This is a genomic window from Mangrovicoccus sp. HB161399 (genome assembly GCF_013184745.1).
Taxonomy (GTDB): Bacteria; Pseudomonadota; Alphaproteobacteria; order Rhodobacterales; family Rhodobacteraceae; genus Mangrovicoccus.
In genome coordinates this window covers 18,608-43,175 of sequence record NZ_JAATVU010000031.1, presented here as the reverse complement: position 1 = coordinate 43,175, position 24,568 = coordinate 18,608, and the positions used below count along the sequence as shown (strand labels likewise).

Below are 24,568 nucleotides of genomic sequence, written 5' to 3'. Positions count from 1 at the left end.
CTTCAGAACACGATCTGTGCCAGCTTGGTGTCGAGATAGTCGCCGATCCCCTCGGTCCCGCCCTCTCGGCCCATGCCGGAGAAATTCGTGCCGCCGAAGGGCGCCTCGGAGGCCGCGAGTGCATAGGAATTGATGCCGACCATCCCGGCCTTCAGCGCCGACACCGTGCGGCGCGCGCGGTCGGGCGAGCGGGTGAAGGCATAGGCGGACAGCCCCATCTCCGAGGCATTGGCGCGGCCCAGCACCTCGTCCTCGCCCGAGAAACGGGTGATCGCCGCGAGCGGGCCGAAGTTTTCCTCGGCAAAGACCTTCATGCTGTCGGTGACGCCGGTCAGCACGGTCGGCTGGAAGAAGAAGCCGGAATTCAGCTCGGCCGGACGCCCGCCGCCATGGGCGATGGCGGCGCCCTGCGCGATGGCATCCTCGACGATGCCCGCGATCTCGGAAAGCCGGTTGCCGTTGATCAGCGGCCCCATGCCGGTTTCCGGGTCGAGCCCGTCGCCCAGCCGGATCTTCGCGGCACGCTCGACGAAGCCCTCGACGAAGGCGTCATGCAGGCTGTCATGGATGAAGAACCGGTCCGGGGTGACGCAGACCTGGCCGCAATTGGCGTATTTCGTCGGCACGGTGACATCCAGCGCCAGCTCCAGGTCGGCGTCGTCATAGACGATCACCGGCGCGTTGCCGCCGAGTTCCATGCTGACCTTCTTCACCGTGTCGGCGGCGTCGCGGATCATCTGCTGGCCGACGCGGGTGGAGCCGGTCAGCGACACCTTGCGCACCCGCTTGTCGGCCATGACGGGCCCGTAGGTCGCGGCGGTGGTGCCGGTGACGAGGTTCACGGCACCGGCGGGCAGACCGCCCGCGCGGCAGCAATCGACCATCAGCATGGCGGTGCCCGGTGTCTGCGAGGACGGCCTGAGCACCACGGAGCAGCCCGCCGCCAGCGCCGGGGCGAGCTTGCGTGCGGGCAGGGCGGCCGGGAAGTTCCAGGCAGTGAAGGCGCCGACGACGCCGACGGGCTCGCGGGTGATCTCGAAGCGGCCGCCGGGGACGCGGGATTCGACGACGCGGCCGTAGATGCGGCGGGCTTCCTCGGCATGCCAGCGGAACTGGTCGCAGGCGAGAACCCACTCGCGCCCGGCTTGGGCGATCGGCTTGCCGGTCTCGGTGGCGATCATCCGCGCGGCCTCGTCGGCGCGGGCGATCATGGCGTCGGCGATCCGGTGCAGCGCGTCGGCGCGGGCGAAGCCGCCCATCTCCCGCAGCGGATCCAGCGCCGCCTCCGCCGCGTCGATGGCCGCCATCGTGTCCTCGGGCGAAGCCTGCGCGACCCGGCCGAGAACCGCCTCGGTCACCGGCGAGATCACCTCCGCCGCGGCGCCGCCGATCCAGCGGTCGGCGATGAAAAGTCCGTAGCTGTCATACATGTGCGTTACCCGATCTCGCTGGTTGAAACTGTGCGGCCCTCGGCGATCGACTTGAGCGCGGCCTCCGCCAGGACCAGCGCTTCGCGCCCGTCCGCGAAGCCGACCTCGGGCGCGCGGCCCTGTTCGGCGGCATCGACGAACTCGCCGATCACCGCCGCGAAGGCGTCGTCATAGCGCTCGATGAAGAAGTCGAGCAGCGCAGGTGCCTGGCCGGTCAGCCCCGCGCCGTGGAAGCGCGTGTTGTCGAGCGGCTTGTTGTCGGTGGTGATCATGCCGGCCGAGCCGAAGGCCTCCACCCGCTGGTCGTAGCCATAGACCGCGCGGCGCGAATTGGTGATCAGGCACTGCTTGCCGCTGGCGGTTGCCATTGTGATCGTCACGGTGTCGTAGTCGCCGCAGCGCTCCATCAGCGCCGGATTGACCAGCCGCGACCCGGTGGCCGTGACCGTCGCGATCTCCTCGCCCAGGAAATAGCGGGCCAGGTCGAAATCGTGGATGGTCATGTCGCGGAAGATGCCGCCCGAGACCTCGATATAGGCATCCGGTGCCATGCCCGGATCGCGCGAGGTGATGACCAGCTGGTGCAGCTCGCCGATCCGCCCGCTTTCGATCGCCTGCTTGACCGCGCGGTGGCCGATGTCGAAGCGGCGCACGAAGCCCAGCATGATCGGCACGGAGGTCCCGGCGATCTTCGCGGCGCAGGCATCGACCCGCTCCAGCGACAGGTCGATCGGCTTCTCGCAGAGCACCGGCTTGCCCGCCGCCACGCCCATCTCGATGAAGTCGGCATGGGTCGCGGTCGAGGACGCGATCAGCACCGCGTCCACCTCCGGGCTGGCAAAGGCATCCTCGGCTGCGGCGAATTTCACCGTCGCGAGAGATTCCGCAATTTCCGTTGCAGCCGCCTCGTTGACATCGAATACTCCTGCAAGCGAGGCTCGCGGATGGGCGGCAATATTCGCGGCGTGCATGCGGCCGATACGGCCCACGCCCAGCACTGCTATTCTCAGCATGATCTCCTCCCGAAATCTTCTGCAATGATTGTTGCAAAGCTATTGCGGTGTCAATGGACATTTCATAAGCTGGCGTCAAATCAGAGGAGGAGACAAGATGACTCGGGAAACCGTGCGCCTCACGATGGCCCAGGCCCTCGTGCGCTACCTGACGAACCAGTTCACCGAGATCGACGGCGAGCGGGTGCCGCTCTTCGCCGGGCTTTTCGGGATTTTCGGACATGGCAACGTGACCTGCCTGTCGGAGGCGCTGGAGCAGGTGCAGGACCGGCTGCCGACCTGGCGGGGGCAGAACGAGCAGTCCATGGCGCTGGCCGCGGTAGGATTCGCCAAGGCCAAGCGGCGGCGGCAGATCATGATCGCGGCAACCTCAATCGGGCCGGGGGCGGCCAACATGGTGACGGCGGCCGGGACGGCGATGGCGAACCGCCTGCCGGTGCTGCTGCTCGCGGGCGACACCTTCGCCAACCGGCTGCCGGACCCGGTGCTGCAGCAGGTGGAGCATTTCGGCGATCCGACGGTGACGGTGAACGACGCCTTCAAGCCGGTGGTGCGCTACTGGGACCGGATCACGCTGCCCGAGCAGATCATCACCTCGCTGCCGCAGGCAATTGCCACGATGCTGGACCCCGCTACCTGCGGACCCGCCTTCATCGGGCTGGCGCAGGACACGCAGGAAAAGGCCTTCGACTACCCCGAGGTGTTCTTCGATCCCAAGGTCTGGCACATCCCGCGGCCGCGTCCCGACCGCCAGGCCGTCGAGGCCGCGGCGGAGATCCTGCGAAACGCCTCGAAACCCTTGATCATCGCGGGCGGCGGCGTGCGCTATTCGCTGGCCGAGGAAGCGGTTGCCGAATTCGCGGCAAAGCGCGGCATTCCGGTGGTCGAGACCATCGCCGGCAAGGGCGGGCTGACCCATGACCACCCCGTCCATGCCGGTCCGATCGGCATCGTCGGCTCGACCTCGGCCAATGCGCTTGCGGCAGAGGCGGACGTGATCCTCGCCATCGGCACGCGGCTGCAGGATTTCACCACCGGCTCCTGGACGGCGTTTTCCAAGGACGCGCAGTTCGTGTCGATCAATGCCGCGCGCTTCGACGCGGTGAAGCACCGCGCTCATGCCGTGATCGGCGACGCGCTGGAAACCGTGGGCGACCTCGACAACGCCCTGGGCAACTGGACGGCGCCTGCCGATCTGATGCCGAAGGCCAAGGCGCTGTTCGCCAAGTGGAACGAGACGCTGGACGAGCACCAGCAGCCCACCAACACGCCGGTGCCGTCCTATGCGCAGGTGATTGGCGTTCTGAACAAGTGCGCCCGCCCCGAGGATACGCTGATCGGCGCGGCCGGGGGCACGCCCGGCGAGATCACCAAGAACTGGAAGGTGAAGAACCCCAACACCTTCGACTGCGAGTTCGGATTCTCCTGCATGGGCTACGAGATCGCGGCCGGCTGGGGCTGCGCCATGGCCCAGGAAGGTCCCGGGGGGGCGGGCGGCACGCCCATCGTCATGCTGGGCGACGGCACCTACATGATGATGAATTCAGACATCTATTCGGCAGCGTTGACCGGCCACAAGATGATCGTCGTGGTCTGCGACAACGGCGGCTACGCAGTGATCAACCGGCTGCAGCAGTTCAAGGGCGTGCCGGGCTTCAACAACCTCCTGACCGACTGCCGGGTGCAGAACCGGGAAAATCCGCTGCATGTCGATTTCGCGAAGCACGCCGAGGCGATGGGCGCAAAGGCGCGGCACTGCGAGAGCCTCGCCGATCTGGAGGCCGCGATGGAATGGGCGCAGGGCAATGACGGGCCCACCGTGCTGAGCATCGTGTCGGATGCATGGAAATGGGTGCCGGGCGATGCCGACTGGGATGTCGGCGTGCCGGAAGTATCGAATTTCGGGACCGTGCGCGAGGCACGCGAGGCCCAGGATGAAATCCGCCGGAAGCAGCGGGTGGGAGTGTGACGGACATGGAAGCGAAACTCGGCATAGCGCCCATCGCCTGGTGGAATGACGATCTGGAGGAACTCAGCGACGATGTCTCGCTCGACGAATGCCTGCGGCAGGCGTCGGTCGCGGGCTTCACCGGCATGGAGACCGGGCGGCGGTTCCCGATGGACATGGCCCAGCTCGGCCCGGTGCTGGCGCGGCACGGCATCTCGGTCTGCGGCGGCTGGTTCTCCGGCCTGCTGCTCGACGGCGATCTCGAGGCGGAAAAGGACCGCGTGGCCGAACAGCTGGAGTTCTTCGTTGCCGCGGGTGCGCCCTGCCTCGTCTACGGCGAGACCGCGCGGTCGATCCAGGGCGTGCAGACAGCGCCGCTGGCGACGAAAGTGAAGCTCTCCGAGGCGGAGATCGCTGCCTATGGCCGCAAGATGAGCGAGTTCGCCGACTGGTGCGCGGAGCAGGGGATGCCGCTGGCCTATCATCACCACATGGCGGCGGCGATCGAGACCGAGGCTGAGCTCGACCTGCTGATGAAGCACTCCTCGGTGCCGCTTCTCTTCGATGCCGGTCATATGGCCTTTGCTGGGGGGGACGTGTTCTCGGTGATCGAAAAGCACCATGCCCGCATCATCCATGTCCATGTGAAGGACGTGCGCATGCCGGTCATCGACGCGCTCGACCGCAGCCGGGAAAGCTTCCTCGATGCAGTGGTGAAGGGCGCCTTCACCGTGCCGGGCGATGGCAGCCTCGATTTCGAGGCGATCGTCAAGGCGCTGGCGGCGAAGGGCTACGAGGGCTGGTTCGTCGTCGAGGCGGAGCAGGATCCCAAGGTCTCGCCGCCGCTGGACATGGCGGTGAAGGGCCATGCGGAACTCATGCGCGTCATGGCGGCGGCGGGCTACACCGTGGCAGGCACGGAGGGCGTCCCTGCATGAACCGGCTCGACGGAAAGATCGCGGTCATCACCGGCGGCACCCAGGGACTCGGCGCGGCGACCGCGCGAATCTTTGCCGCCGCCGGAGCCGAGGGGCTGGTGATCTGCGGCCGCGGCGCTGAGAAAGGCCGCAAGGTGGCCGCGGAGATCACGGAGGAAACCGGCGTGCCGGTCGCCTTCGCCGCGGCCGATCTCGGTGTCACCGCCGAGGCGCAGGGCGTGATCCTGGAGGCCAAGCGGGTCTTCGGACGGGTTGACGTTCTGGTCAATGCCGCCGGCCTGACCGAGCGGGGGACGCTGCTCGACACCTCGCCGGAGCTCTTCGACCGGATGTTCGCCGTCAATGTGCGCGGCCCGTTCTTCCTGATGCAGGAGGCGGCGCGGCTGATGATCCGGCAGGGCATCGAGGGCAGCATCGTCAATATCGGCTCGGTTTCGGAACTGGCCGGTCAGCCCTTCATCTCGCCCTATGTCGCCTCGAAGGGCGCGCTGGCCTCGCTGACGCGCAACTCGGCCTTCGCGCTGATGCGCAACCGCATCCGGGTCAACCAGCTCGATATCGGCTGGATGGCGTCGGATAACGAGAAGGCGCTGCAGGCGGCCGAGCGCGGCGATCCGGACTGGCTGGACAAGGTGGCGGAGGGCATGCCGTTCGGGCGGCTGATCGATCCGGTGGAAGTGGCGCGCGCCGCGCTGTTCCTTGCCTCGGAGGACAGCGGGATGATGACCGGCGCGGTGATCCCCTTCGACCAGTCGGTCTGGGGCGGCTTCGCCGCGGCCCCGCCGACACCGGACGGGCCGATGGCCCTCTGACTAGACAGCGATGGCGCGCCGCGCCCCCGGCAGGACATCCTGCGGGGCGGGAGGCGGCTGCGCTGGGAGGAATGACATGAAGACGATACGATACGCGGTCGTGGGGGCCGGCTGGATCACGCAGGAGGCCTTCCTGCCCGGCATCGCCCAGGCCGCCAATTCCGAGGTTTCCGTGCTGGTCAGCGGCTCGCCGGAGACGGCCCGAAGGCTCGCCGGGTTCCACGGCATCCCGCACGTCACCGGCTATGACGGGTTCGACGCGATGCTGGCCGCGGATCTGTGCGACGCGGTCTATGTCGCGCTGCCGAATTCGATGCATGCCGATTACGCCATCCGCGCCGCGCGGGCGGGCAAGCATGTGATGGTCGAAAAGCCGCTGGCCATCTCGGTCGCCGAGGCGGAGGCGATGATCTCCGCCGCGGCGGAGGCGGGGGTCTGGCTGATGACCGCCTACCGGCTGCATTGCGAGCCCGGCACGGCGGATCTGATGGCGCGGATCGCGGCCGGAGAGATCGGCGAGCCTAAGCTCTTCTCCTCGATCTTCTCCTTCCTTCTGCCAGAGGGCAACCACCGCCTGTCCGCGGGCCATTGGGGCGGTCCGCTGCAGGATGTCGGCGTCTATTGCCTGAACGCGGCGCGCCACGTCTTCGGCGCCGAGCCGGTTGAGGCGGTCGCGGTGAAGAGCCATGGCACGGATCCGCGCTTCGCCGAGGTGGAGGAAAGCATCGCGGTGACGCTGACCTTTCCGGAAGGCAGGATCGCGCAGTTCCTGGCGAGCTTCGGGGCGGATGCCGTCGACAGCTATACGGTGGTCGGCACCGAAGGCAGCCTGACGCTGAATCCCGGCTTCCGCTTCGACCTGGCCCAGCGGCTCCTGGCGGTGAAGGCGGACGAATTCGTCACGGTGGACCATCCCCAGGTCGACCATTTCGCGGGCCAGGCGGCCTATTTCTCGGACTGCATCCTCGAAGGGCGGCGGCCCGGTCCTGACGGCGAGGAGGGGCTGGCCGACATGCACGCGCTGCTGGCGATCGAGCAAGCGGCGAAGACCGGCCTGCCGCAGCGGATCGGCGCGCCTGTCCTGCCGTTCCGGCGGGGCACCGGGATGGCCCGCCGCCTGCCGGTCACCGACCGGCGGCTCGTGCTCTAGCCTCCCCCCGGTCCCGCCGACGGGCAGGAAGGCGCGGACCCGGCTGCCGCCGGGTTCCCGCTCCCCAGGGCCGCCGGACCGGGCCGGCATGCCGCTCCCGCGCGGAACAGGGGTCAGGCGCCGGTGACGGTGGGGATGCGCGGGCTTTCGGCATTTTCCTGCACGCGGGCGGCGACCGCCACGGTGATGGCCTGCGCCAGGCACATCGGGGCCGCCAGCGAGCGCGAGAAGGTGTAGTCGTGCTCCGGCACGGCGAACAGCACGTCGGCGGATTTCGCCAGCGGGCTCAGCGTGCTGTCGGAGATCGCGATGATCGGCACGCCGCGCGCCTGCGTCTCCTCGACGATGTTCACCACCTCGTTGGCGTAGAAGCGGAAGGAGACCGCGAAAAGCAGCGAGTCCCCGTCCATCGTGTGCGCCATGTGCGTCGCCAGTCCGCCCCCAGTGTCCAGCAGCACCACCCGCTTGCCCAGCATCGTCAGGACATAGCGCAGGAGCTCCGCCACCGGGGCGGAGCGCAGCTGGCCGACGATGTAGACGTCGCGCGCCGCCACGATCATGTCGGCGGCGCGGGTCAGGTCCTCGGGCGGGGTCTGTTCCAGAAGCCCTTCGAGCGAGGCGATGTCGCGCACCACCAGCTCGCGGAGGAAGCCGTATTCCGACAGGTCCTCGCGGTTCTCCAGTTCGGCTTCCAGCGCCTGCTTCCGGGCCTCGAAGCCCGGCGCGGCTGTGGCCAGCCGCTTCTGGAACAGCTTCTGCAGGTCCTTGAAGCCGGTATAGCCCAGCGACTGGGCGAAGCGCACGAAGGACGAGGCGTGGATGCCGCAATGTTCGGCAATGGCATTGACCGACTGCACCGCCACGTCGTTCGGGTTCTGCGTCAGGTAGACCGAGATCTTCTGGTAGGTCTTGCTCATCTGGCCGTGGCGGTCATGGATCAGACGGATCAGCGTCTCGTAATCCTTCGGCGCGGCGGGCACCTGGGGGATTTCGGCCATCGGTGCTGTCTCCTTCATGGGGCCAAACCGCTGGCCGGGAACTCGTGTGCAATCCGCAGCTTAATTGCTGCAACGATAATTGCAAGACAACCGGCGCGTGTGCCGCAGCGTCAGATCGTGCCGCCCAGAGAGCCCTCCAGTTCCGCCAGCTCGCGCCCGCCGGCCATCAGGTCCTGCAGCTCGGAGGCATCGACTTCGCCGCGCCGCGCCGTGCCCAGCGTCTGTCCTCGGTTGAGAACGGTGAAGCGGTCGCCGACTGCCAGCGCATGGCGGACGTTGTGCGAGATGAAGACCACGCCGACGCCCTGTTTCCTGACCTTGTCGATGGTCGCCAGCACGTTCGAGGTCTGGCGCACGCCGAGCGCGGAGGTCGGCTCGTCGAGGATCAGCACCTTGGCGCCGAAATAGACCGCGCGGGCGATGGCCACGGTCTGCCGCTCGCCGCCCGAGAGCGTGCCGACCGCCTGGTCGGGGCCGCGCAGGTGGATGCCCATGCGGTTCATTTCCTCCATGACGATCTCGCTTGCGGCCTTCATGTCGAGCTGGCGGAAGGGGAAGGTGCCCTTTTCGGGCTCGCGCCCCATCCAGAAGTTCCGCGCCACGCTCATCAGCGGGATCATGGCGAGGTCCTGGTAGACGGTGGCGATCCCCGCCGCCATCGCGTCGCGCGGGCTGTCGAAGCGCACCGGGCGGCCCTCGACGAACATCTCGCCCGAGGTCGGCTTGTGGACGCCCGACATGGTCTTGATGAAGGTCGATTTCCCGGCGCCGTTGTCGCCCAGCAGGCAGTGGCACTCGCCCGAGCGGATGTCGAAGCTGACGCCGTTCAGCGCGATGACATGGCCGAAATGCTTGGCGATGTCGCGCATCTCGAGGATCGGCGCGCCGGTCGCGGGATCGCCGTGGTGGAAGGTGGAGTCGGTGGTCATCAGCGTTCTCCGGTGATGATGCGGCGGATATAGGTGTTCATGATCACCGCCACGAGCAGGATGACCCCGAGGAACACCCGGAAGAGCGAGCTTTCGGCATTGGCGAAGAACAGCCCCTGCTGGACCACGCCGAAGATGATCGCGCCGAGCGCCGCGCCGATCACCGAGCCGTAGCCCCCGGTCAGCAGCGCGCCGCCGATCACCACGCAGATGATTGCCTCGAATTCCTTCAGCAGCCCGCGGTCGGCGGCGGCCGAGCCGAATTCCATCACCTGGCAGGCGGCGAAGACCGTAGCGCAGAAGGCCGAGACCATGAACATCGCGATCTTCACCCGCGCCACCGGCACGCCGACATAGAGCGCGGCCTGCTTGTCGCCGCCTGCCGCGAAGATCCAGTTCCCGGTTTTCGTGCGGGTCAGCAGCCAGTGGCCGAGAATGGCTAGGCCGACCGCCCAGACGATCAGCATCGGGATGCCGTCGACCACAGGCTGCCCGGCCCGGTTGCCGCGGGTGAAGACATCGATCCAGCCCTGGTTGCCCATCCAGGTGAAGAGCCCGCCGAGGACCTTGCCGCCGAAAAGCCAGGCCAGCCAGTCGCCCTCTGCCTTCTCGCCGACGCCCGAGATGATCGTCTGGCGGGTGAAGTAGATCGATCCCCAGATGGTGGCGCCGCGCAGGATGTAGAGCGAGGCCAGCGTGACGATGAACGACGGCAGCCCGGTCTTGATCACCAGCCAGCCGTTCAGCCCGCCGATCACCGTGCAGATCGCGAAGGTCAAGAGCAGCGCCGACCACATGGGCAGGCCGAGATGGACCGAGAAGATCGCCATCAGCATGCCGGAAAAGCCGATCATCGAGCCGACCGAGAGGTCGAATTCGCCCGCGATCATCAGCAGGCAGGCGCCGACCGCGATGATCATGAACTGGGCCGAGACGGTGGTCCAGTTCATCACGCCCGACAGGCCGAACATGCCGCTGTCCCCGGCGATGGAAGCAAAGAGGAGGAAGACGAGGATGGTGCCGCAGATCCCGCCCAGCTCGGGGCGGATCAGGGCGCGGCGGAGCGCGGAGACGTCGCGGACGCGTTCGTCGGCCTGCGCAGATGCGGTGGCATCCGTCATGGCAATGGGACTCCTGGAATGGGGAGGGCCGGGCCGCCGGGGCCCGGCCTTGGAAGGGCTCAGCGGAATTCGCCCGCGAGCGACTCGACCATGTCGATGTTGTCCTTGGTGACGAAGCCCGGCCCGGTGAAGATCGAATTCGCGGGCGCCACGCCGTAGCGGACATAGTTGGCGAGGATGATCACCGGCATCGCGCCCTGCAGGAAGGGCTGCTGGTCGATGGCGAAGTTGATCACGCCTTCCTTGATCGCCGCCGAGATCTCGGGCGAGAGGTCGAAGGTGCCGAAATAGATCGCCCCGTCGAGCCCCATGTCCTTCACCGCCTTGACCGTCGGCGCTGCCGAGTTCGGGCCGAGCGTCAGGATCGCGCCGGTATCGGGATTGGAGGTCAGGAAGGCCTCGACCTTGTTCTCGATCTCCGAGGGGTCCATGCCGCTGTCGATCATCTGGCTGCCCAGGTCGACGCCGATGGCGTCGGCGAAGCCGCGGCAGCGTTCCACCGAGGCGGGGTTGGAGATGTAGTGGTTGACGCAGAGGAACGAGGTCACGCCCGCTTCCTTCTTGGCGCGCTCGCCCGCGCCGAAGCCGGCCTCGTATTCCGGCTGGCCGACATGCAGCAGCGCGCCGAGCTGCTTGCTCTGCTCCACGGTGCCGGAATTGACGGTGACCACCGGAATGCCCGAGGCGACCGCGTCCTTGATCGGCCCTTCGAGCACGTCGTAATCGGCGATGGTCACGATGATGCCGTCGACGCCCGCCGCGGCCGATTGCTGGACGATGCGCGCCATGTCGGCAAGGTCGCCGGTCGGCGGGTTGCGGTACTCCGTCGAGGTGCCCATCTGCTGGTCGGCGACGCGGATCGCGTTCTTGATTACGTTGAACCAGCTGTCGCTGTCGGGCCCGTGGCTGATCCAGACGAAGGAAATGTCGTCGTCGGATTGTGCCGATGCCGTGATGGCAGCCGAGGCAAGTGCGGCCGCCATGGCCACGGTCTTCAGAAGCGTTTTCATTCAATCCTCCCTTGCGACCCCGTTCCCTCCCGCCGGGGCCATGCGGTATTCCTGTGTCAGGCGCGCCGCACGGCCGCCCGGCGGTCCAGCGCTTCTGCGAGCGCCTCGCCGTCCCAGCCTTCGCGCAGCGCGCGGGCCATCACGTCGGCCTGCGTTTCCGGCGCCAGCCCTCCGGCCGGCGGGTCGGTGTCGAGGTTGGTCGGGAACGGGTAGCCCTCCGACGTGGCCGCGATCACCGCGGCCGCGCCCTCGGCGGACAGCGCGGACAGATGCGGATAGACCGCCTTCGACATGCTGCGCCGATCGACCGTTTCCATCGAGCGGGCGAAGGCGTGGCTGGTCTGGATCAGGTTGACCATGCGCGTGACGTCCTCGGTCACGTTCTCGCCCGCGGCATGGAACAGCGCCGGGCTGAAGAAGATCGCGTCGCCCTTCGACAGCGGAAGCTGCACGCAATGGTCCTCGAAGATCGCGCGGAACTCCGGGAGGGTCGCGGCGACATAGCCCTCCAGGTATTTCTGCGAATGCGGCAGCAGCTTGGTCGTGCCGCTCTCGACCGGCATGTCGGAATGCGCCACGCCGCCCTGCAGGACCAGCGTCGGCGCCATCGCGTGGATATGCGCGGGATATTCCGACATCTGCGCGACGCTCATGAAGCCCAGATGGTAGTCGCGGTGCGGCGCCTGCGCCTTGCCGCCGGGACGGACCTGGTTGACCTGCGTGGCGATCTGGTAGCCCGGACCCAGCCAGGCGCGGCAGGCCAGGTCGATCACCGGGTTGGCCATGTAGCGCGCGTAGACGGCCGGGTCCTTCAGGCAGAGCTTCTGCAGCGAGTTCCAGATCCGGTCATTGGCGCCTGCCGCGGCGAAATGGTCGGCGCCGCCGCCGTTGGACTCGCGCTCCTCGGCAATGATCCGCCGGAAGACCGCCGTCGCGGCGTCGATCGCCTCGAGGTCGGCGAAGGCGCCGCGCACCACGAAGACGCCCGGTCCCCGGCCGATCACCGAAGCCCATTCCGCCGCGGTCTCCTCGCCGACCGCGGCACCGTCATAGACCGGGATGCCCTTCTCGACGGCCGCGGCCGTCGGGCACATGGCAGGCGTGGTTTCGGTTGCGATCAGGTCGAGGAAATCCTCGCTCCGGCAGCTTGCCGCGAGATCCTTCATGTCCGTCCTCCAGGTCTCCCGCGCGGTCAGGTCCTCCGTGCCGCGCCCTCCCTGCAACGTTAATTGCAATTAATCCGGCCAGTCAATCCCGTACTGCAATTTCCGTTGCAAGAGATTGCGCAGCCGGAACGCACAGGGCCCTGCGCCGCCTTCCGGCGGGCAGGGCCCTGCAGCGGCCTTGGCCGGGATCAGCCCATCCGGGCCGAGGCGTAGGAGCCGGGCGAGGCGGGGAAGACCACCGTGCGGCTGCCGTTGAGGAACACCCGGCGGTGGATATGGGCATGGATCGCGCGGGCCAGGACCTGGGCCTCGACGTCGCGGCCGAGGCTGACATAGTCCGCCGCCGATTGCGCATGGGTGACGCGCACCGTGTCCTGCTCGATGATCGGGCCCTCGTCGAGATCCGCGGTCACGTAGTGCGAGGTCGCGCCGATCAGCTTCACCCCGCGCGCATGGGCCTGTCTGTAGGGGTTGGCCCCCTTGAACGACGGCAGGAAGGAATGGTGGATGTTGATGATCCGCCCCGACATCCTGGTGCACATCTCGTCCGACAGGATCTGCATGTAGCGCGCCAGCACGATCAGCTCGGTCCCGGTGTCCTCGGCGAGGCGCAGGATGCGCGCCTCGGCCTTGGACTTGTTGTCCTTCGTCACCTCGATGTGGTGGAACGGGATGTCATGGTTCACCACCAGCTTCTGGCAGGTCAGGTGGTTCGACACCACGCCGGTGATCTCGATCGGCAGCCCGCCGATCCGCCAGCGGTAGAGCAGGTCGTTCAGGCAGTGGCCGAAGCTCGAGACCATCACCATGACCTTCATCTTCGCGCTCTCGTCATGGAAGGCGGCCTCCATGCCGAAGCGGGCCGCGGTCCCGGCGAAGCCGTCGCAGAGCGCCTGCAGCGTGGCGCCGGTTTCCGGGGCGAAGCTGACGCGCATGAAGAAGCGGCCCGTCTCCGCATCATCGAACTGCGCGCTGTCGGTGATGTTGCAGCCCGCCTCCGACAGGAAGGCCGCGATGGCGGCGACGATGCCGCGGGCGGCCGGGCAGGTGACGGTCAGGCAGTAGCTCGGCGCGGATGGCCCGCTTGCGGCGGGGCGGGGCCGGGCCTCGGCCAGGGGAGCATCGGTCATGGGTCAGAGCCTTTTCAGCGATTGCGCGGGATCGGCGAGCGCCTCCGCGGAGGGGGTGGCGCCGCGGGCGATCAGCCGCTCGGCAAGCTTGATGTCCTTCGAGAGCGCCGTGCCGCTGCCAAGGCCGGAGACCGAGACCAGCCGCCCGTCCGCGCCGGTCTGGAACAGCAGCAGCCCCCCCGGCACCTCGCGGCGGATGGCGGGGGCGGCCATGTCGGGCAGGCCGGCCACCTGCAAACAGAGGTCATACTGGTCGGACCAGAAATAGGGCAGGGGATCTGCCAGGGGTGCGGCCCCGGCGATGGCGGCGGCGGCGCGCTCGCCCTGGTCGCGGGCCATGCGCCAGCTTTCCAGCCGCAGGCTGCGCCCGCCCTGCCGGATGGCGCAGCAATCCCCGGCGGCGAAGACGCCCTCGGCCGAGGTGCGGAACCCGGCATCGACCAGAATGCCGTTCTCCACCGCCAGCCCGGCCGCTTCGGCCAGATCGGTGCGCGGCTCCGAGCCGATCCCGGCGACCAGCAGATCCGCCGCGATGACCTCGCCATCGGGCAGCCGCACGCCGCCCGCCAGGGGTTCTGCCGTGGCGCTGGTGATCAGCCGGACGCCTTCGGCGGCATGGCGCCCGGCCAGCCGCTCCGCCAGTTCCGGCAGCACGGCGCGCCCGAGGATGCGCGGCGCCGCCTCGATCACCGTGACCTCCGCGCCTTTCGCCCGCGCCGTTGCCGCGAGCTCCAGTCCGATCAGCCCGGCGCCGAGAATGACAAGACGCAGACCCGGCTCCAGCAGCGGCAGGATGCGGGCGGCATCGCTGTCGCGGCGCAGCACCAGCGCCTGCGGGCAGCCGGGCAGGCGCCGTGCCTCGGCTCCGGTTGCGATCAGCAACCGGTCATAGGGCAGCATCCCGTCCCCGGTCTCGAGCCGTCGCCCGGCAAGGTCGATGCCGGTCGCGGCCAGGCCCAGCCTCAGCGAGATGCCCTGCGCTTCATACGCCTCCCGCGGCATGATCGGCCGCGTTGCGCCGCCCGCCTTCGACAGGGGCGGCCGTTCGTAGGGCAGGCTCTCCTCCTCCGAGACCAGCGTCACCGGGCCGTCATGCCCCATCTCGCGCAGGGCGAAGGCGGCGCGCACCCCGGCCTCGCCCGCGCCGATGATGGCGACCGAGGTCACGCCGGGACCTCGATCAGCACGTCGGTGCCTTCGACCTTCACCGGATAGGTGCCGAGATCCTTGCAGACCGGGGCGCGCATCGCCTCGCCGGTGCGGTAGTCGAACTGGCCGTTATGCTTGGGGCATTCGATCACGTAGTCGATCACAAGCCCGTCGGCGAGATGCACGTCCTCATGGGTGCAGAGCCCGTCGGTGCAGAAGAACTCGCCGTCGGGGCTGTGATAGACGGCGAAGCTGCGGCCGCCATGGTCGAAGCGGATCAGGTCCTCTTCCTCGATGTCTCCGGTCGTGCAGGCTTTGATCCAGGGCATGATGTGCTCCAGTCGGGGTCTCGTGGGGATGGTGTGGTCGGTGAGGGGCCGCGGTCACTCGGCCGGGACGGCGTCCGGCGGCAGGCCGCCGTAGCCGCCGATGCCGGGGGTCGGACGGCCGGGTTCCAGATCGCCGTGGAATTCGGGCCGGTAGGGTTTCGCGGTCGGCGGCAGCGTGCGCTTGACGAACCAGTCGGGGTTGGAGAACTGCCGGACCAGCGCAGGCAGGATCTCGCGGTAGGCCGAGAGCATCGAGGGATGCGCGGGCGGCAGGTCGTGGCGGATGCGCTCGTGCAGGTCCTTCAGCCGGTGATAGGGCACCATCGGGAACATGTGGTGTTCCACATGGTAGTTCATGTTCCAGTAGATGAACCGGCTGACCGGGTTGATCAGGACGGTGCGCGAGTTCAGCCGGTGGTCGAGCACATTCTCGGCCAGCCCCAGATGCTGCATGTATCCCGTGAGGACCATGTGCCAGCTGCCGTAGAAGATCGGCAGGCCGACCAGCATGAAGGGCAGGATAGAGCCCATGGCAAGCGCCGCGGCGGCCACGCAGGCGTAGATGCCGAGCCAGATCCGCGCGATGCGGAAGGCGGCGGGGCGCTCGCTTTCGGGGACGTAGGACTTCTCTTGCTCCGACATCTGGCCCGCGGCCAGCGTCAGGAGCGCCCGGGCATTGCCCAGGAATTCGAAGATCCCGAAGAGGTTCAGCACCAGCCGTGCCACGACGGCGGGGCGCATGGCGATGATCTCGGGGTCATGGCCGACGATGATCGTGTCGGTATGGTGGCGGGTATGGCTCCAGCGCCAGAGCACCGGATTGCGCAGCATGCAGAAGCAGGCGACCTGGTAGAGCGCGTCGTTCATCCAGCGGGTGCGGAAGGCGCTGCCATGTCCGCATTCATGCCAGCGGCTGTCCATCGCCGAGGCGTAGAGCACGCCGTAGACCGCCCAGAACGGCGCCGACCACCAGCTGGGCCAGAGCGCGATGCCCCCCAGGGCCGAGACCGCCATCGCGGCGAAGAGCATGGCGGTGTCGCGGATCGCGGGACCGTCCTCGCGCTTCATCAGCGCCTTCATCTCCTTGCGCGGCATGTCGGTGTGATACCATTGCGCCGAGACCAGCCCGATCTCCTCGGCCAGCTTCGCGTCGCGCCCCAGAAGCGCGTAATCGCGGTTCGTCCGCGCCATCGCGGCCCCTCCCTTGATCTTCCGCCGGTTGTTTCCGGCTCTCCTTCTCCCGAGGCTAGGAAAGCCCGCCCGGGCGCTCAACGGAATCCGCATCGTCGACGCATCAATCATTGCAAAATGCCTCAATCGCAATGAATAGTGATGAGGGGATATGAGGGAGGACAGCATGGCCAAGAGGCCCACGATCCGGGATCTTGCCGAGGAGAGCGGCGTTTCGGTGGCAACGGTCGACCGGGTGTTGAACGGGCGCCAATCGGTGCGCGAGGGCACGGCGCTGCGCGTGCTGGAGGCGGCGCGGCGCATCGGCTACCATGCGACTCCGCTTCTGAAACAGCGCATTGCCGGGCGCGCGCCGGTTCTGGCGCTGGGGCTTCTGGTGCTCGACTCGGACGAGGAATTCTATGCCCACATGCTGGAGGTGGCGGCGGATCTGGCCGGGATGTCCCAGGCGCCGCGGGTCAAGCTGGTGACCGGCATCCTGCCGTCGATCGCGCCGGATGACATCATTGCCGCGCTGAGGGACATGGCCGCGCGGGTGCAGGCGATCGGGCTCGTCTCCATCGACCATCCGCGCATCACCGAAGAGGTTGCGCGGCTGCGCGGCGAGGGCATCCCGGTCTTCGCCATCCTGTCGGATTTCGCGCAGGGCGTGCGGGCGGGCTATATCGGCACGAACAACCTGAAGGTCGGGCGGACGGCGGCCTCGATGCTGGCCCGAGCGCTGCCCGAGACCGATCCGCCGCGCGAGGTGGCGATCTTCGTCGGCGGGCACCGCTGGCACGGGCACGAGCTGCGCGAGACCGGCTTCCGCACCTGGTTCCGGCTGAACCGCCCGGACATCCGGCTGCTCGACACCCAGGTCAATCTCGATACCGCGAAGCTGACCTACGAGGCGACGCTGTCTCTCCTGTCGCGCCATCCGCGGCTTGCGGGCATCTACTGCGCGGGCGGCGGGCGCGAGGGGCTGATCCGCGCTCTGAGGGACGAACGCCCGGGCACGCGGATCGAGGTGGTGGCCAACGAGTTCACCGAGGCGACGCGACGCGCGCTGGCGGACGGGTACGTCTCGATGGTGATCCACTCGCCGGTGGAGGAGCTCCTGCAGAACTTCTTCCGCATGGCTGACGAGGCGCTGAAATCCGGCCCTGCCGAGTCGGGGGTGCAGAAGTTCCTTCCGATGCAGCTCTACCTGCCGGAAAGCTTCTGAGCCGGGGCGAGCGGGTCCAGCCGGGCGAGGAAGGCGTCGAATTCCTCGTCCGCGATCCCGACCTTGTGGCCCTCCTCGGGGTACGCGCCCGAAGCGACATCGGCGCGGAACTCGCCGAAGGCGGCGATCCGCTCCTGCTGGAGCCGCGCATGCTCGGCGGCGAAATCGCGGTAGGTCTTCGCGTGGCGCGGCTTGTGGCCCTTGGTGCAGCCCAGCACGTCCTCGGCGAAGAGATACTGCGCATCGGCATGCGGCCCGGCGCCCATGCCCAGCATGATCAGCGGCGAGCGGCGGGTCAGTTCGGCGGCGACGCGGTCGGGCACGACCTCCAGCTCCGCGCCGAAGGCCCCGGCCTCTTCCAGCGCCTGGGCCTGCGCCCAGATTTCCATCGCGGAGTCGGCGGTTTTGCCGACGGCGCGGAAGCCGCCGGTCCAGGTGCATCGCGACGGGATCAGCCCGAGATGGCCGACGACCGGCAGGCCCTCGTCGGCCATTGCCCGCACGGTGGGCAGCCCGGCCGCGCAATAGAAGGCGTCGCCGCCGGTCCTGAGCGCGTCGAACCCCGCGCGCAGGTAGTCCTCGGTGGTGACGAGCTCGCCATAGAGCAGCCCGACCTGCACGAAGCAGCTGCCCGCCGCCTCGCGCATGGAGGGCGTCCAGATGGGGGCGATGATCGACAGCATGTCGATGCCCGCGGCGGCGGCGGCGCGGGCTTCGTCCTCGGTCTCGACATAGAGCATGGAAAGCTGCCGCACGCCCTTGAGCGCGCGGATGTCGGCAACGGTGGGTCTGGTCGGGGGCATGGGCGTCTCCTGGGGATCAAAATGCCCGCGGCCGCTGATGAGGGGGGCGGCCGCGGGCGGGAGGTATCTGGGTCAGCCGGCCTGGCGCTGGCTCTGCATCCGGCGGCGGCGGCGTGCATCCATCGCCCGGTCGCCCTCGGGCGTGCCGTCATGGAAGGTGCCGAAGACGCGGTCCAGGGGGACCAGCCCGTCGCCGTAGTTCACCTCGAAGAACTTGTGGTGCAGGTAGTGGGAATAGGCATGCGTATCCATCGCCGCGCGGTCCCCGGTCACAACCTTGTCGAAGCCGATATGGCCGATCAGCGAGCCGAAGGCGGCATGGTGCAGCGAAAAGAGCGCATGCAGCGGATGGCTGGGCAGGATCACGTGGATCAGCACCACCGAGAAATAGAGCGCATGCTCGACGGGATGCATGGACAGGCTCGACCATGGTCCCGGGTTGACGTTGTTGTGGTGCAGCTTGTGGATCCAGCGGTAGAACGGTCCCCAATGGATCAGGCGGTGGATGCAGTAGAAGTGGAACTCCCGCCAGATCGGAATCAGCGCCATGAAGAGGATGAACCAGACCGGGCTGTCGGCGAAGCTCAGCCAGGGCAGCTTGCCGGAGGCGAAGAGCCAGAGCATCAGGACCTCGTAGGCGGTCCAGATCGGCACGCCGCTGCACAGCGTCCAGAACACGTTCTCGCGGGTCTGGCTGCCGAAGAGGAAGCCGCGCTGCCCGGCCTTCTCGGGGAATTTCGGGTTGTACTTGAAGGCGGTGCCCTGCTTCTGCTTCATGTAGAGCCGCAGGTGGAAGGCGCCGAAGAACAGCGTGATCAGCACCGCGTTGCGCGCCAGCAGGTACAGGATCCATCCCGGCGACAGGGTCGCCATGGTCTCCATGGGCGGGGTGAGCAGCACCCAGATCCCGGCGGCGATGGCGAAGAGCGCCGCGTTCCAGGGAAACAGGTAGCCGTCATGGCCGACCAGCCACGAGAGCACCCGCTTCGGGTGCGGCGGCATCTCGTAGATCGGGGCGGATTCTATCGGGTCCTTGGGGACATAGTGGCCGCGCCGGTCGCGCGTGCCGTGGGCAGTCTCGTCCATGAGCCTCCTCCTCTCTTGGCGTCTCATGCGGGGGCGCGCGGCCCCCGGCGGTTCAGGATGCCGCCCGCGCCGGGTCCGTCGCGGTCAGGCGGACATAGTCGATGCTGGCGGCCAGATGGTTGGCGAGGCGCGGGTCGCGCTGCACCTCGGGATCGAAAGGCTCGAAGGAAACCGTCCCGCGGTAGCCCGCGGCGAGGATCTGCCTGAGCTGGGCGATGGTGCCCGCCCGGTCGCCGGGAAAGACCAGCCCGCGGTCCGGCTCGTCCAGCTCGCCCGGCTCCAGGTCGGGCCGCGCGATGCCCGAGACATGGACCATGCCGAAATGCTGCGGGAACATCCGGTCATCGCCGCAGCGCCAGTACTGGAACGTGTCATGGCAGAGCGCGAAATTCCGCCAGCCCGCGGCGTCTTCCACCGCGGCGACGGCGGCGTCCTGCCGCTTCATGGTGGAGCCCGCCATGCCCAGCGGCTCGACGAGGCCCTTCACGCCCGAGCCCTCGAAGAGCGGGGCGAGCCCGGACAGTCCGGCGCAGAGGCGGTCATGCGCCTCTGCGGGGCTCCAGCCGGCAGAAGCATCGACCACCGGGCACAGCACGATGCCCGAAGCGCCGAGCGCCGCCGCCTGGGCGATCAGCTGCCGTGCCTCGTCGGCGCGCTCCGGCGTCCAGTCGTTGAAGCGCTGCAGCGCGTTCAGCGCGGCGCAGCGCAGCCCGGCGGTGTCGAGCATCGCCCGGACCGCGCTGACCGGCATCTGGCCGTCGAGCTCGCCGCCCATGTCGTTGCGGATCTCGACCGCCGTTGCTCCGGCCTGGCGGGCCAGCGCGAGGAAGTCGAGGAAGGACATCTGCGGCGCGCAGGTGCGGTTGACCGCGACGGCGAAGCCCATGCTCATGCCTCCGCCGCCAGGCCGACCCAGCCGCCGCCCGCCTCGTGGCTGTCGGCGCAGGCATGGACGAAGGCCACGCCCTTCGCGCCCTCGGCCACGTCGCTGAGATGCAGCCCCATGTCGTTCGGGCGCTGCCCCGAGCGGCGCGCGGCCACCGCGAGGCCGATCTCGGCATAGAGATTGGCCCAGGCATCGCTCAGCGCCTCGCCATGGCCGCGGGGCAGGACCACCAGCGACTCCGCCTCGGGCAGCATGCCGGATCCGGTGCCGCGGGTCAGGATCTGCACCGGGGCGTCCAGCGGCGCGAAGCGGAGCTGCTCTGGGAATTCCTGGTCCCATTCCAGCGCTCCGGTCTCGCCGAAGACGCGCAGGCGCAGCCCGCAGAAATTCCCTGGCGCGGCCTGGGTGATCCACAGGAGCCCCGGCGCGCCGTTCGCCAGCTTCACGTTGACGAAGGCGGTATCCTCCATCGCCTTCGCGGCGCCGCAGACATGGAAATCCGCGCGCAGCTGCGCGACGTCCTCGCCGGTGACGTATTTCAGCAGGTGATAGGCATGCGTGCCGATATCCCCGGTGGCCGAGGCGCGGCCGACCTTCGCGGTGTCGCGCCGCCAGGCCGCGCCCTTGAATTCGGGATCGGCGGGACCGGTCGCCCAGTCCTGCACGTATTCGACATGGACCTGCCGCACCTTGCCGATCATGCCTGCCGCGACCATCAGCTTCGCCTGCCGCACCATCGCGTGGTAGGTGTAGGGATAGGTCATCGCCAGCACGAGCCCGGTCTCGCGCTGCAGCTTCACCAGCGCCTGCGCATCTTCCAGCGTGTTGACCATCGGCTTGTCGAGGATGACGTCGATCCCGGCGTTGAGAAAGCTCGAGGCCATGTCGAAATGCGTCCAGTTCGGCGTGCAGATCGTCACCGCCTCGATGCCGTCCTCCCGCGCCGCCTCGGCCGCGGCCATGGCGCCATAGGTGCCGTAGGAACGGTCATCGGCAATGCACCAGTCGCGGGCCGAGGCCGCGGCATTGGCCGGATCGGAGCTGAGCGCGCCCGCGACGATGTCCCAGTGGTTCGACAGCCGCGCGCCCGAGGCGTGCCATTCGCCGACGAGCCCGCCGCGGCCGCCGCCGACGAAGCCCAGCCGCAGGCGGCGTCCCAGCGGCGGATGGCGGAGATTTGCGGATGTGCTGAGTCCCATGCCTCGGCTCCCTTCAGGTGCGGATCACGTGGTAGGTCACCTCGTCGATCGAGGTGTCGGCCTTCGCGGCCTCGAAGACCTTCTGGCCATGGCTCATCACCACGAAGCGGTCGCAGACCTGGAAGGCATGGTAGATGTTGTGGGTCACCAGCACCGAGGACGTGCCCTGGTCGCGCAGTTCGCGGACATAGGCCAGCAGATGCTCGGTCTCGCGCACGGAAAGCGCCGAGGTCGGTTCGTCCAGGAGCAGGATGTTGCGCTTGAAATGCACCGCGCGGGCGATGGCGACGGCCTGCTTCTGGCCGCCGGAGAGGAAGCCGACCTCCTTCTCCGGGTCGTCGATCCCCGAGATCTGCACGGCCGAGCCGAGGATCTCGATGGTCTTCTCCTCCATCGCGCGGTGGTCGAGGAAGCCGCCAGGCTTCACGATCTCGCGGCCGAGGAAGATGTTGCGGGTGATCGACATGGCGTCGACCAGCGCGATGTCCTGGTAGATGGTCTCCACCCCCGCGGCCTCGCTGTCGGCGCGCGAGCGGAACTGGACCTCCTTTCCGTTCGCCAGGATGGTTCCGGAGGTCGGCGGGTTGATGCCGGACATCATCTTGACGAGGGTCGATTTCCCGGCGCCGTTGTCGCCCAGCAGCGCAACGACCTCGGCATCGTTGACATGGAAGTTCATGCCGTTGAGCGCGGTGAAGCTGCCGTAGCGCTTGACGATGTCGCGCATCTCCAGAAGCGGCGTGCCCACGGGCGCAAGGCCGATGACGGGCGGTTCGGACGGGGCGATGGTTTCGATGGCGGTCATGGTCTCCTCCCTCAGCCGCGGCGCCGGATGGCCATGTTCATGATCACGGCGAGCACGATCAGCAGGCCGACGAACATCTCGAAATAGAAGCCCGGGGCGCGCATCAGAAGCAGCACGTCCTGGATGGTGAACATCAGCGCGGTGCCCAGCACGATGCCGAGGATCGAGCCGCGCCCGCCCATCAGCGCATGGCCGCCGATCACGCAGGCCGCGATGGCGACGAGCTCCAGCCCCTGGCCGCCGCCGGGCTGGATGGAACTGACGCGGGTGCCCGCGATGATCCCTGCGAAGGCCGCCATGAAGCCGGTCAGGCCGAAGGCGATCAGCTTGGTCTTCATCGGGTTGATGCCGATCGCCACCGCGGCCTGGCGGTTGCCGCCGACGGCGAAGAAATGGTTGCCGATGCGGTGGTGGTGCAGCATCGCCCAGAAGATCGCGGCCGCGATGGCGAACCAGATGATCGAGGCATGGACGATCCCGACCGACCCGCCGAAGAGCGTGGCGAATGGCTCGGACGGCTTGAAGCGCAGCGACGTCGCGCCGTGGTAGAACAGCGTCACGCCCTTCCACATCAGCATCGCGCCCAGCGTGGTGATGAAGGAGGGGATGGCGAATTTCAGCGTGACATAGCCGTTCAGCAGCCCCGCGGCCGTTCCGACGGCAAGTCCCGCCGCAGCCGCGGCAAAGGGCGCCCAGGCCACGCCCTCGGCCCCGTCGCCGCCCCATTGCGCGGTCAGCGTCGCGGTGACGATGGCGCAGAAGGAATAGAGCGAGCCGACCGAGAGGTCGAATTCGCCGGCGATCATCAGCACGCCGACGCCGAGCGCCATGATGCCCAGCGGCGCGATGGCTTTCAGCATGACGGCGATGTTGGCATCCGAGAGATAGCGGAACTGCGGATTGGCGAGCGCCGCGGCGATCACCACGATCTGGACGGTGACGAAGAGCACGGCGATGCCGCCCTCGGGGCGCGAGGTGATCCAGTCGCGCAGCTTGACGAGGGGGCCGCGCTGGTTGCGGGTGTCGATGGCCGCGCGGATATGGTCGGAGGAGGCGACGGGGTCGCTCTGGGTCATGGTCATTGGTCTGGCTTTCCGGCTCGGGCTGGGGGACCGGGGGCGGCCGCGGCCGCGCCCCGGGGGACGGGCGGGGCGCTCAGCGCACCCGGCCGGACCACTCGACGGCGGCGCCGAAATTGGTCTTGTCGACCAGACCGATGCCGCCGGTATCCATCTCTGAGGGATAGAGCCCGTATTTCACCGCCAGCGCCGCCTGGGTGACGGCGTAGTAGCCCTGGCTGTAGGGCTGCTGGTCGACCGCCGCGGTCAGCACGCCGTCGCGGATGTCGGCGAGGATCGATTCCGAGATGTCGAAGCCGCCCGCCGGGATGTCGAGCCCGGCATCGCGGATCGCCTGCCCCGCCTGGCTGGTCGGCGTCTGGCCGAGGCCGATCACCGCCTTGGTGTCGGGATGGCCCAGCAGGTACTGGGTCATCAGGTTCAGCGCGGTGCCGTGGTCGTTGGTGGTGGCCAGCATCTCGGTGGTCGCGCCGACCTCGGCCATCGCCTCGGCCACGCCCTGGTGGCGCAGCACGGCGTAGGTGCCCTCGGGTGCCTCGACCGGCGTGAAGACCAGGTCGCCCGCGCCGATGCCGTGCTCCGCGATCATCCGCTCGCCGAGCGCCTTGCCCGCCGTCACGAAGTCCTGGCCCATGAAGGCCAGCCGGCAGGTGCCGTCGCGGCCCTTGCTGTCGTCGATGTTCATGCTGACCACGACGATGCCCTGCTGCGACGCGCGGCACAGGATGTCATCGTAGCTGTCGTCGTCGGCAATGCCGAGCGCGATGGCCTCCACGCCGTTGGCGATGGCGGTCTCCAGGATGTTCGAGGTGACCACCGGGTCCTCCTCGCCGAACTGGATGTCGATGTTGACGCCCTGGTCCTCGGCGGCGTCCTCGGCCCCGGCATTGACCGGGCCGAAGAACGGGTTCGAGGATTGCGACCAGTGCAGCACGAGAATGTCGATGTTGCTCCAGTCGTGGTCGCTGTCCTTCGCCAGCGCCGGGCCGCAAAGGGCCAGCAGCGCCGCTGCCGGGACACCGGCAAGCAGGCTCTTGAATTTCATGCTATCCTCCCTGATCGCATGCATGTCGCGCCGGAGGCGCAGCAGGCTCTGCGGGCCCGCTTCTGCGCCGCTGCGGCGGGACCGCCGCAGTCCGGGACCGCCGCCCCGGCCCTGCAAGGAGTGCATGAAATTTTCTGAATTTCA

23 protein-coding genes are annotated in these 24,568 nt (G+C 68.3%); 5 read left to right on the top strand and 18 right to left on the bottom strand.

Annotation, left to right across the window (positions count from 1 at the left end; all coding sequences use genetic code 11):
* Positions 1-2: 2 nt before the first annotated feature.
* Both HCC78_RS17655 and iolG read right to left on the bottom strand, forming a co-directional pair.
* Complete coding sequence (locus HCC78_RS17655; protein WP_172330115.1) at positions 3-1,430, bottom strand: NAD-dependent succinate-semialdehyde dehydrogenase; 1,428 nt, start codon at positions 1,428-1,430, stop codon at positions 3-5.
* Positions 1,431-1,435: 5 nt separating this feature from the next.
* Entirely contained in the window at positions 1,436-2,443 is a 1,008-nt protein-coding gene (gene iolG / locus HCC78_RS17650) for an inositol 2-dehydrogenase (protein ID WP_172330114.1), read from the bottom strand.
* Positions 2,444-2,540: 97 nt separating this feature from the next.
* Here iolG and iolD point away from each other — a divergent pair, with 97 nt between their 5' ends.
* From iolD to HCC78_RS17630, 4 genes are all read left to right on the top strand, one after another.
* Positions 2,541-4,412: a 3D-(3,5/4)-trihydroxycyclohexane-1,2-dione acylhydrolase (decyclizing) gene (gene iolD / locus HCC78_RS17645; RefSeq protein WP_172330113.1), complete on the top strand. Its 1,872-nt coding sequence runs from the start codon at positions 2,541-2,543 to the stop codon at positions 4,410-4,412.
* Positions 4,413-4,417: 5 nt separating this feature from the next.
* Complete coding sequence (iolE, locus tag HCC78_RS17640; RefSeq protein ID WP_172330112.1) at positions 4,418-5,329, top strand: myo-inosose-2 dehydratase; 912 nt, start codon at positions 4,418-4,420, stop codon at positions 5,327-5,329.
* Complete coding sequence (locus HCC78_RS17635) at positions 5,326-6,141, top strand: SDR family oxidoreductase (protein WP_172330111.1); 816 nt, start codon at positions 5,326-5,328, stop codon at positions 6,139-6,141. The genes iolE and HCC78_RS17635 overlap by 4 nt, the downstream gene beginning before the upstream one ends.
* 76 nt (positions 6,142-6,217) lie before the next feature.
* Complete coding sequence (locus HCC78_RS17630; RefSeq protein ID WP_172330110.1) at positions 6,218-7,291, top strand: Gfo/Idh/MocA family protein; 1,074 nt, start codon at positions 6,218-6,220, stop codon at positions 7,289-7,291.
* A 113-nt stretch (positions 7,292-7,404) separates the two neighbouring features.
* Here the strand turns inward: HCC78_RS17630 and HCC78_RS17625 are convergent, their stop codons facing one another.
* The 9 genes from HCC78_RS17625 to HCC78_RS17585 all read right to left on the bottom strand — a co-directional run bounded on the left by HCC78_RS17625 (position 7,405) and on the right by HCC78_RS17585 (position 16,314).
* The gene (locus HCC78_RS17625) at positions 7,405-8,289 is read right to left on the bottom strand and encodes a MurR/RpiR family transcriptional regulator (RefSeq protein ID WP_172330109.1); all 885 of its coding nucleotides are present in this window, start codon (positions 8,287-8,289) and stop codon (positions 7,405-7,407) included.
* A gap of 110 nt (positions 8,290-8,399) precedes the next feature.
* Entirely contained in the window at positions 8,400-9,218 is an 819-nt protein-coding gene (locus tag HCC78_RS17620) for an ATP-binding cassette domain-containing protein (protein ID WP_172330108.1), read from the bottom strand.
* Positions 9,218-10,339 carry an ABC transporter permease gene (locus HCC78_RS17615; RefSeq protein ID WP_172330107.1) on the bottom strand — a complete coding sequence of 374 codons (1,122 nt, stop codon included), beginning with the start codon at positions 10,337-10,339 and terminating at the stop codon, positions 9,218-9,220. Before HCC78_RS17615 ends, HCC78_RS17620 begins: the two co-directional genes overlap by 1 nt.
* A 59-nt stretch (positions 10,340-10,398) precedes the next feature.
* Complete coding sequence (locus HCC78_RS17610) at positions 10,399-11,349, bottom strand: sugar ABC transporter substrate-binding protein (protein WP_172330106.1); 951 nt, start codon at positions 11,347-11,349, stop codon at positions 10,399-10,401.
* Between the two features lie 56 nt (positions 11,350-11,405).
* Positions 11,406-12,515: a phytanoyl-CoA dioxygenase family protein gene (locus HCC78_RS17605; protein ID WP_172330105.1), complete on the bottom strand. Its 1,110-nt coding sequence runs from the start codon at positions 12,513-12,515 to the stop codon at positions 11,406-11,408.
* A 188-nt stretch (positions 12,516-12,703) separates the two neighbouring features.
* A complete protein-coding gene (purU, locus tag HCC78_RS17600) occupies positions 12,704-13,645 on the bottom strand; it encodes a formyltetrahydrofolate deformylase (RefSeq protein WP_172330104.1) in 942 nt (313 codons plus the stop codon).
* A gap of 3 nt (positions 13,646-13,648) precedes the next feature.
* Entirely contained in the window at positions 13,649-14,812 is a 1,164-nt protein-coding gene (locus HCC78_RS17595; RefSeq protein ID WP_172330103.1) for an FAD-dependent oxidoreductase, read from the bottom strand.
* A complete protein-coding gene (locus HCC78_RS17590) occupies positions 14,809-15,123 on the bottom strand; it encodes a MocE family 2Fe-2S type ferredoxin (RefSeq protein ID WP_172330102.1) in 315 nt (104 codons plus the stop codon). The genes HCC78_RS17595 and HCC78_RS17590 overlap by 4 nt, the downstream gene beginning before the upstream one ends.
* Before the next feature lie 54 nt (positions 15,124-15,177).
* Positions 15,178-16,314: a fatty acid desaturase family protein gene (locus HCC78_RS17585; protein ID WP_172330101.1), complete on the bottom strand. Its 1,137-nt coding sequence runs from the start codon at positions 16,312-16,314 to the stop codon at positions 15,178-15,180.
* 166 nt (positions 16,315-16,480) lie between these two features.
* Here HCC78_RS17585 and HCC78_RS17580 point away from each other — a divergent pair, with 166 nt between their 5' ends.
* Positions 16,481-17,521 (top strand): LacI family DNA-binding transcriptional regulator, encoded by a 1,041-nt coding sequence (locus HCC78_RS17580; protein ID WP_172330100.1) that lies wholly within the window; start codon positions 16,481-16,483, stop codon positions 17,519-17,521.
* Here the strand turns inward: HCC78_RS17580 and HCC78_RS17575 are convergent.
* The 7 genes from HCC78_RS17575 to HCC78_RS17545 form a co-directional block, all read right to left on the bottom strand.
* Complete coding sequence (locus HCC78_RS17575) at positions 17,500-18,324, bottom strand: 3-methyl-2-oxobutanoate hydroxymethyltransferase (protein WP_172330099.1); 825 nt, start codon at positions 18,322-18,324, stop codon at positions 17,500-17,502. The two genes, HCC78_RS17580 and HCC78_RS17575, sit on opposite strands and share 22 nt — an antisense overlap.
* Positions 18,325-18,396: 72 nt before the next feature.
* Positions 18,397-19,410 (bottom strand): sterol desaturase family protein, encoded by a 1,014-nt coding sequence (locus HCC78_RS17570; RefSeq protein WP_172330098.1) that lies wholly within the window; start codon positions 19,408-19,410, stop codon positions 18,397-18,399.
* A 52-nt stretch (positions 19,411-19,462) separates the two neighbouring features.
* Positions 19,463-20,296 (bottom strand): TIM barrel protein, encoded by an 834-nt coding sequence (locus HCC78_RS17565; RefSeq protein ID WP_172330097.1) that lies wholly within the window; start codon positions 20,294-20,296, stop codon positions 19,463-19,465.
* Positions 20,297-20,298: 2 nt separating this feature from the next.
* Positions 20,299-21,495, bottom strand: coding sequence for a Gfo/Idh/MocA family protein (locus HCC78_RS17560; RefSeq protein WP_172330096.1), 1,197 nt, complete (start codon positions 21,493-21,495; stop codon positions 20,299-20,301).
* Between the two features lie 13 nt (positions 21,496-21,508).
* A complete protein-coding gene (locus HCC78_RS17555; RefSeq protein WP_216671204.1) occupies positions 21,509-22,300 on the bottom strand; it encodes an ATP-binding cassette domain-containing protein in 792 nt (263 codons plus the stop codon).
* An 11-nt stretch (positions 22,301-22,311) separates the two neighbouring features.
* Positions 22,312-23,382, bottom strand: a complete 1,071-nt coding sequence (locus HCC78_RS17550; protein WP_216671203.1) for an ABC transporter permease — start codon at positions 23,380-23,382, stop codon at positions 22,312-22,314.
* 73 nt (positions 23,383-23,455) lie between these two features.
* Positions 23,456-24,424, bottom strand: a complete 969-nt coding sequence (locus HCC78_RS17545) for a substrate-binding domain-containing protein (RefSeq protein ID WP_172330095.1) — start codon at positions 24,422-24,424, stop codon at positions 23,456-23,458.
* Positions 24,425-24,568 lie beyond the last annotated feature (144 nt).

Excerpts from the sequence above, each read along its gene's own strand:
- HCC78_RS17655 (WP_172330115.1), bottom strand. The coding sequence starts at position 1,430 with ATGTATGACAGCTACGGACTTTTCATCGCCGACCGCTGGATCGGCGGC.
- iolG (WP_172330114.1), bottom strand. The coding sequence starts at position 2,443 with ATGCTGAGAATAGCAGTGCTGGGCGTGGGCCGTATCGGCCGCATGCAC.
- iolD (WP_172330113.1), top strand. The coding sequence starts at position 2,541 with ATGACTCGGGAAACCGTGCGCCTCACGATGGCCCAGGCCCTCGTGCGC.
- iolE (WP_172330112.1), top strand. The coding sequence starts at position 4,418 with ATGGAAGCGAAACTCGGCATAGCGCCCATCGCCTGGTGGAATGACGAT.
- HCC78_RS17635 (WP_172330111.1), top strand. The coding sequence starts at position 5,326 with ATGAACCGGCTCGACGGAAAGATCGCGGTCATCACCGGCGGCACCCAG.
- HCC78_RS17630 (WP_172330110.1), top strand. The coding sequence starts at position 6,218 with ATGAAGACGATACGATACGCGGTCGTGGGGGCCGGCTGGATCACGCAG.
- HCC78_RS17625 (WP_172330109.1), bottom strand. The coding sequence starts at position 8,289 with ATGGCCGAAATCCCCCAGGTGCCCGCCGCGCCGAAGGATTACGAGACG.
- HCC78_RS17620 (WP_172330108.1), bottom strand. The coding sequence starts at position 9,218 with ATGACCACCGACTCCACCTTCCACCACGGCGATCCCGCGACCGGCGCG.
- HCC78_RS17615 (WP_172330107.1), bottom strand. The coding sequence starts at position 10,339 with ATGACGGATGCCACCGCATCTGCGCAGGCCGACGAACGCGTCCGCGAC.
- HCC78_RS17610 (WP_172330106.1), bottom strand. The coding sequence starts at position 11,349 with ATGAAAACGCTTCTGAAGACCGTGGCCATGGCGGCCGCACTTGCCTCG.
- HCC78_RS17605 (WP_172330105.1), bottom strand. The coding sequence starts at position 12,515 with ATGAAGGATCTCGCGGCAAGCTGCCGGAGCGAGGATTTCCTCGACCTG.
- purU (WP_172330104.1), bottom strand. The coding sequence starts at position 13,645 with ATGACCGATGCTCCCCTGGCCGAGGCCCGGCCCCGCCCCGCCGCAAGC.
- HCC78_RS17590 (WP_172330102.1), bottom strand. The coding sequence starts at position 15,123 with ATGCCCTGGATCAAAGCCTGCACGACCGGAGACATCGAGGAAGAGGAC.
- HCC78_RS17585 (WP_172330101.1), bottom strand. The coding sequence starts at position 16,314 with ATGGCGCGGACGAACCGCGATTACGCGCTTCTGGGGCGCGACGCGAAG.
- HCC78_RS17580 (WP_172330100.1), top strand. The coding sequence starts at position 16,481 with ATGGCCAAGAGGCCCACGATCCGGGATCTTGCCGAGGAGAGCGGCGTT.
- HCC78_RS17575 (WP_172330099.1), bottom strand. The coding sequence starts at position 18,324 with ATGCCCCCGACCAGACCCACCGTTGCCGACATCCGCGCGCTCAAGGGC.
- HCC78_RS17570 (WP_172330098.1), bottom strand. The coding sequence starts at position 19,410 with ATGGACGAGACTGCCCACGGCACGCGCGACCGGCGCGGCCACTATGTC.
- HCC78_RS17565 (WP_172330097.1), bottom strand. The coding sequence starts at position 20,296 with ATGGGCTTCGCCGTCGCGGTCAACCGCACCTGCGCGCCGCAGATGTCC.
- HCC78_RS17560 (WP_172330096.1), bottom strand. The coding sequence starts at position 21,495 with ATGGGACTCAGCACATCCGCAAATCTCCGCCATCCGCCGCTGGGACGC.
- HCC78_RS17555 (WP_216671204.1), bottom strand. The coding sequence starts at position 22,300 with ATGACCGCCATCGAAACCATCGCCCCGTCCGAACCGCCCGTCATCGGC.
- HCC78_RS17550 (WP_216671203.1), bottom strand. The coding sequence starts at position 23,382 with ATGACCATGACCCAGAGCGACCCCGTCGCCTCCTCCGACCATATCCGC.
- HCC78_RS17545 (WP_172330095.1), bottom strand. The coding sequence starts at position 24,424 with ATGAAATTCAAGAGCCTGCTTGCCGGTGTCCCGGCAGCGGCGCTGCTG.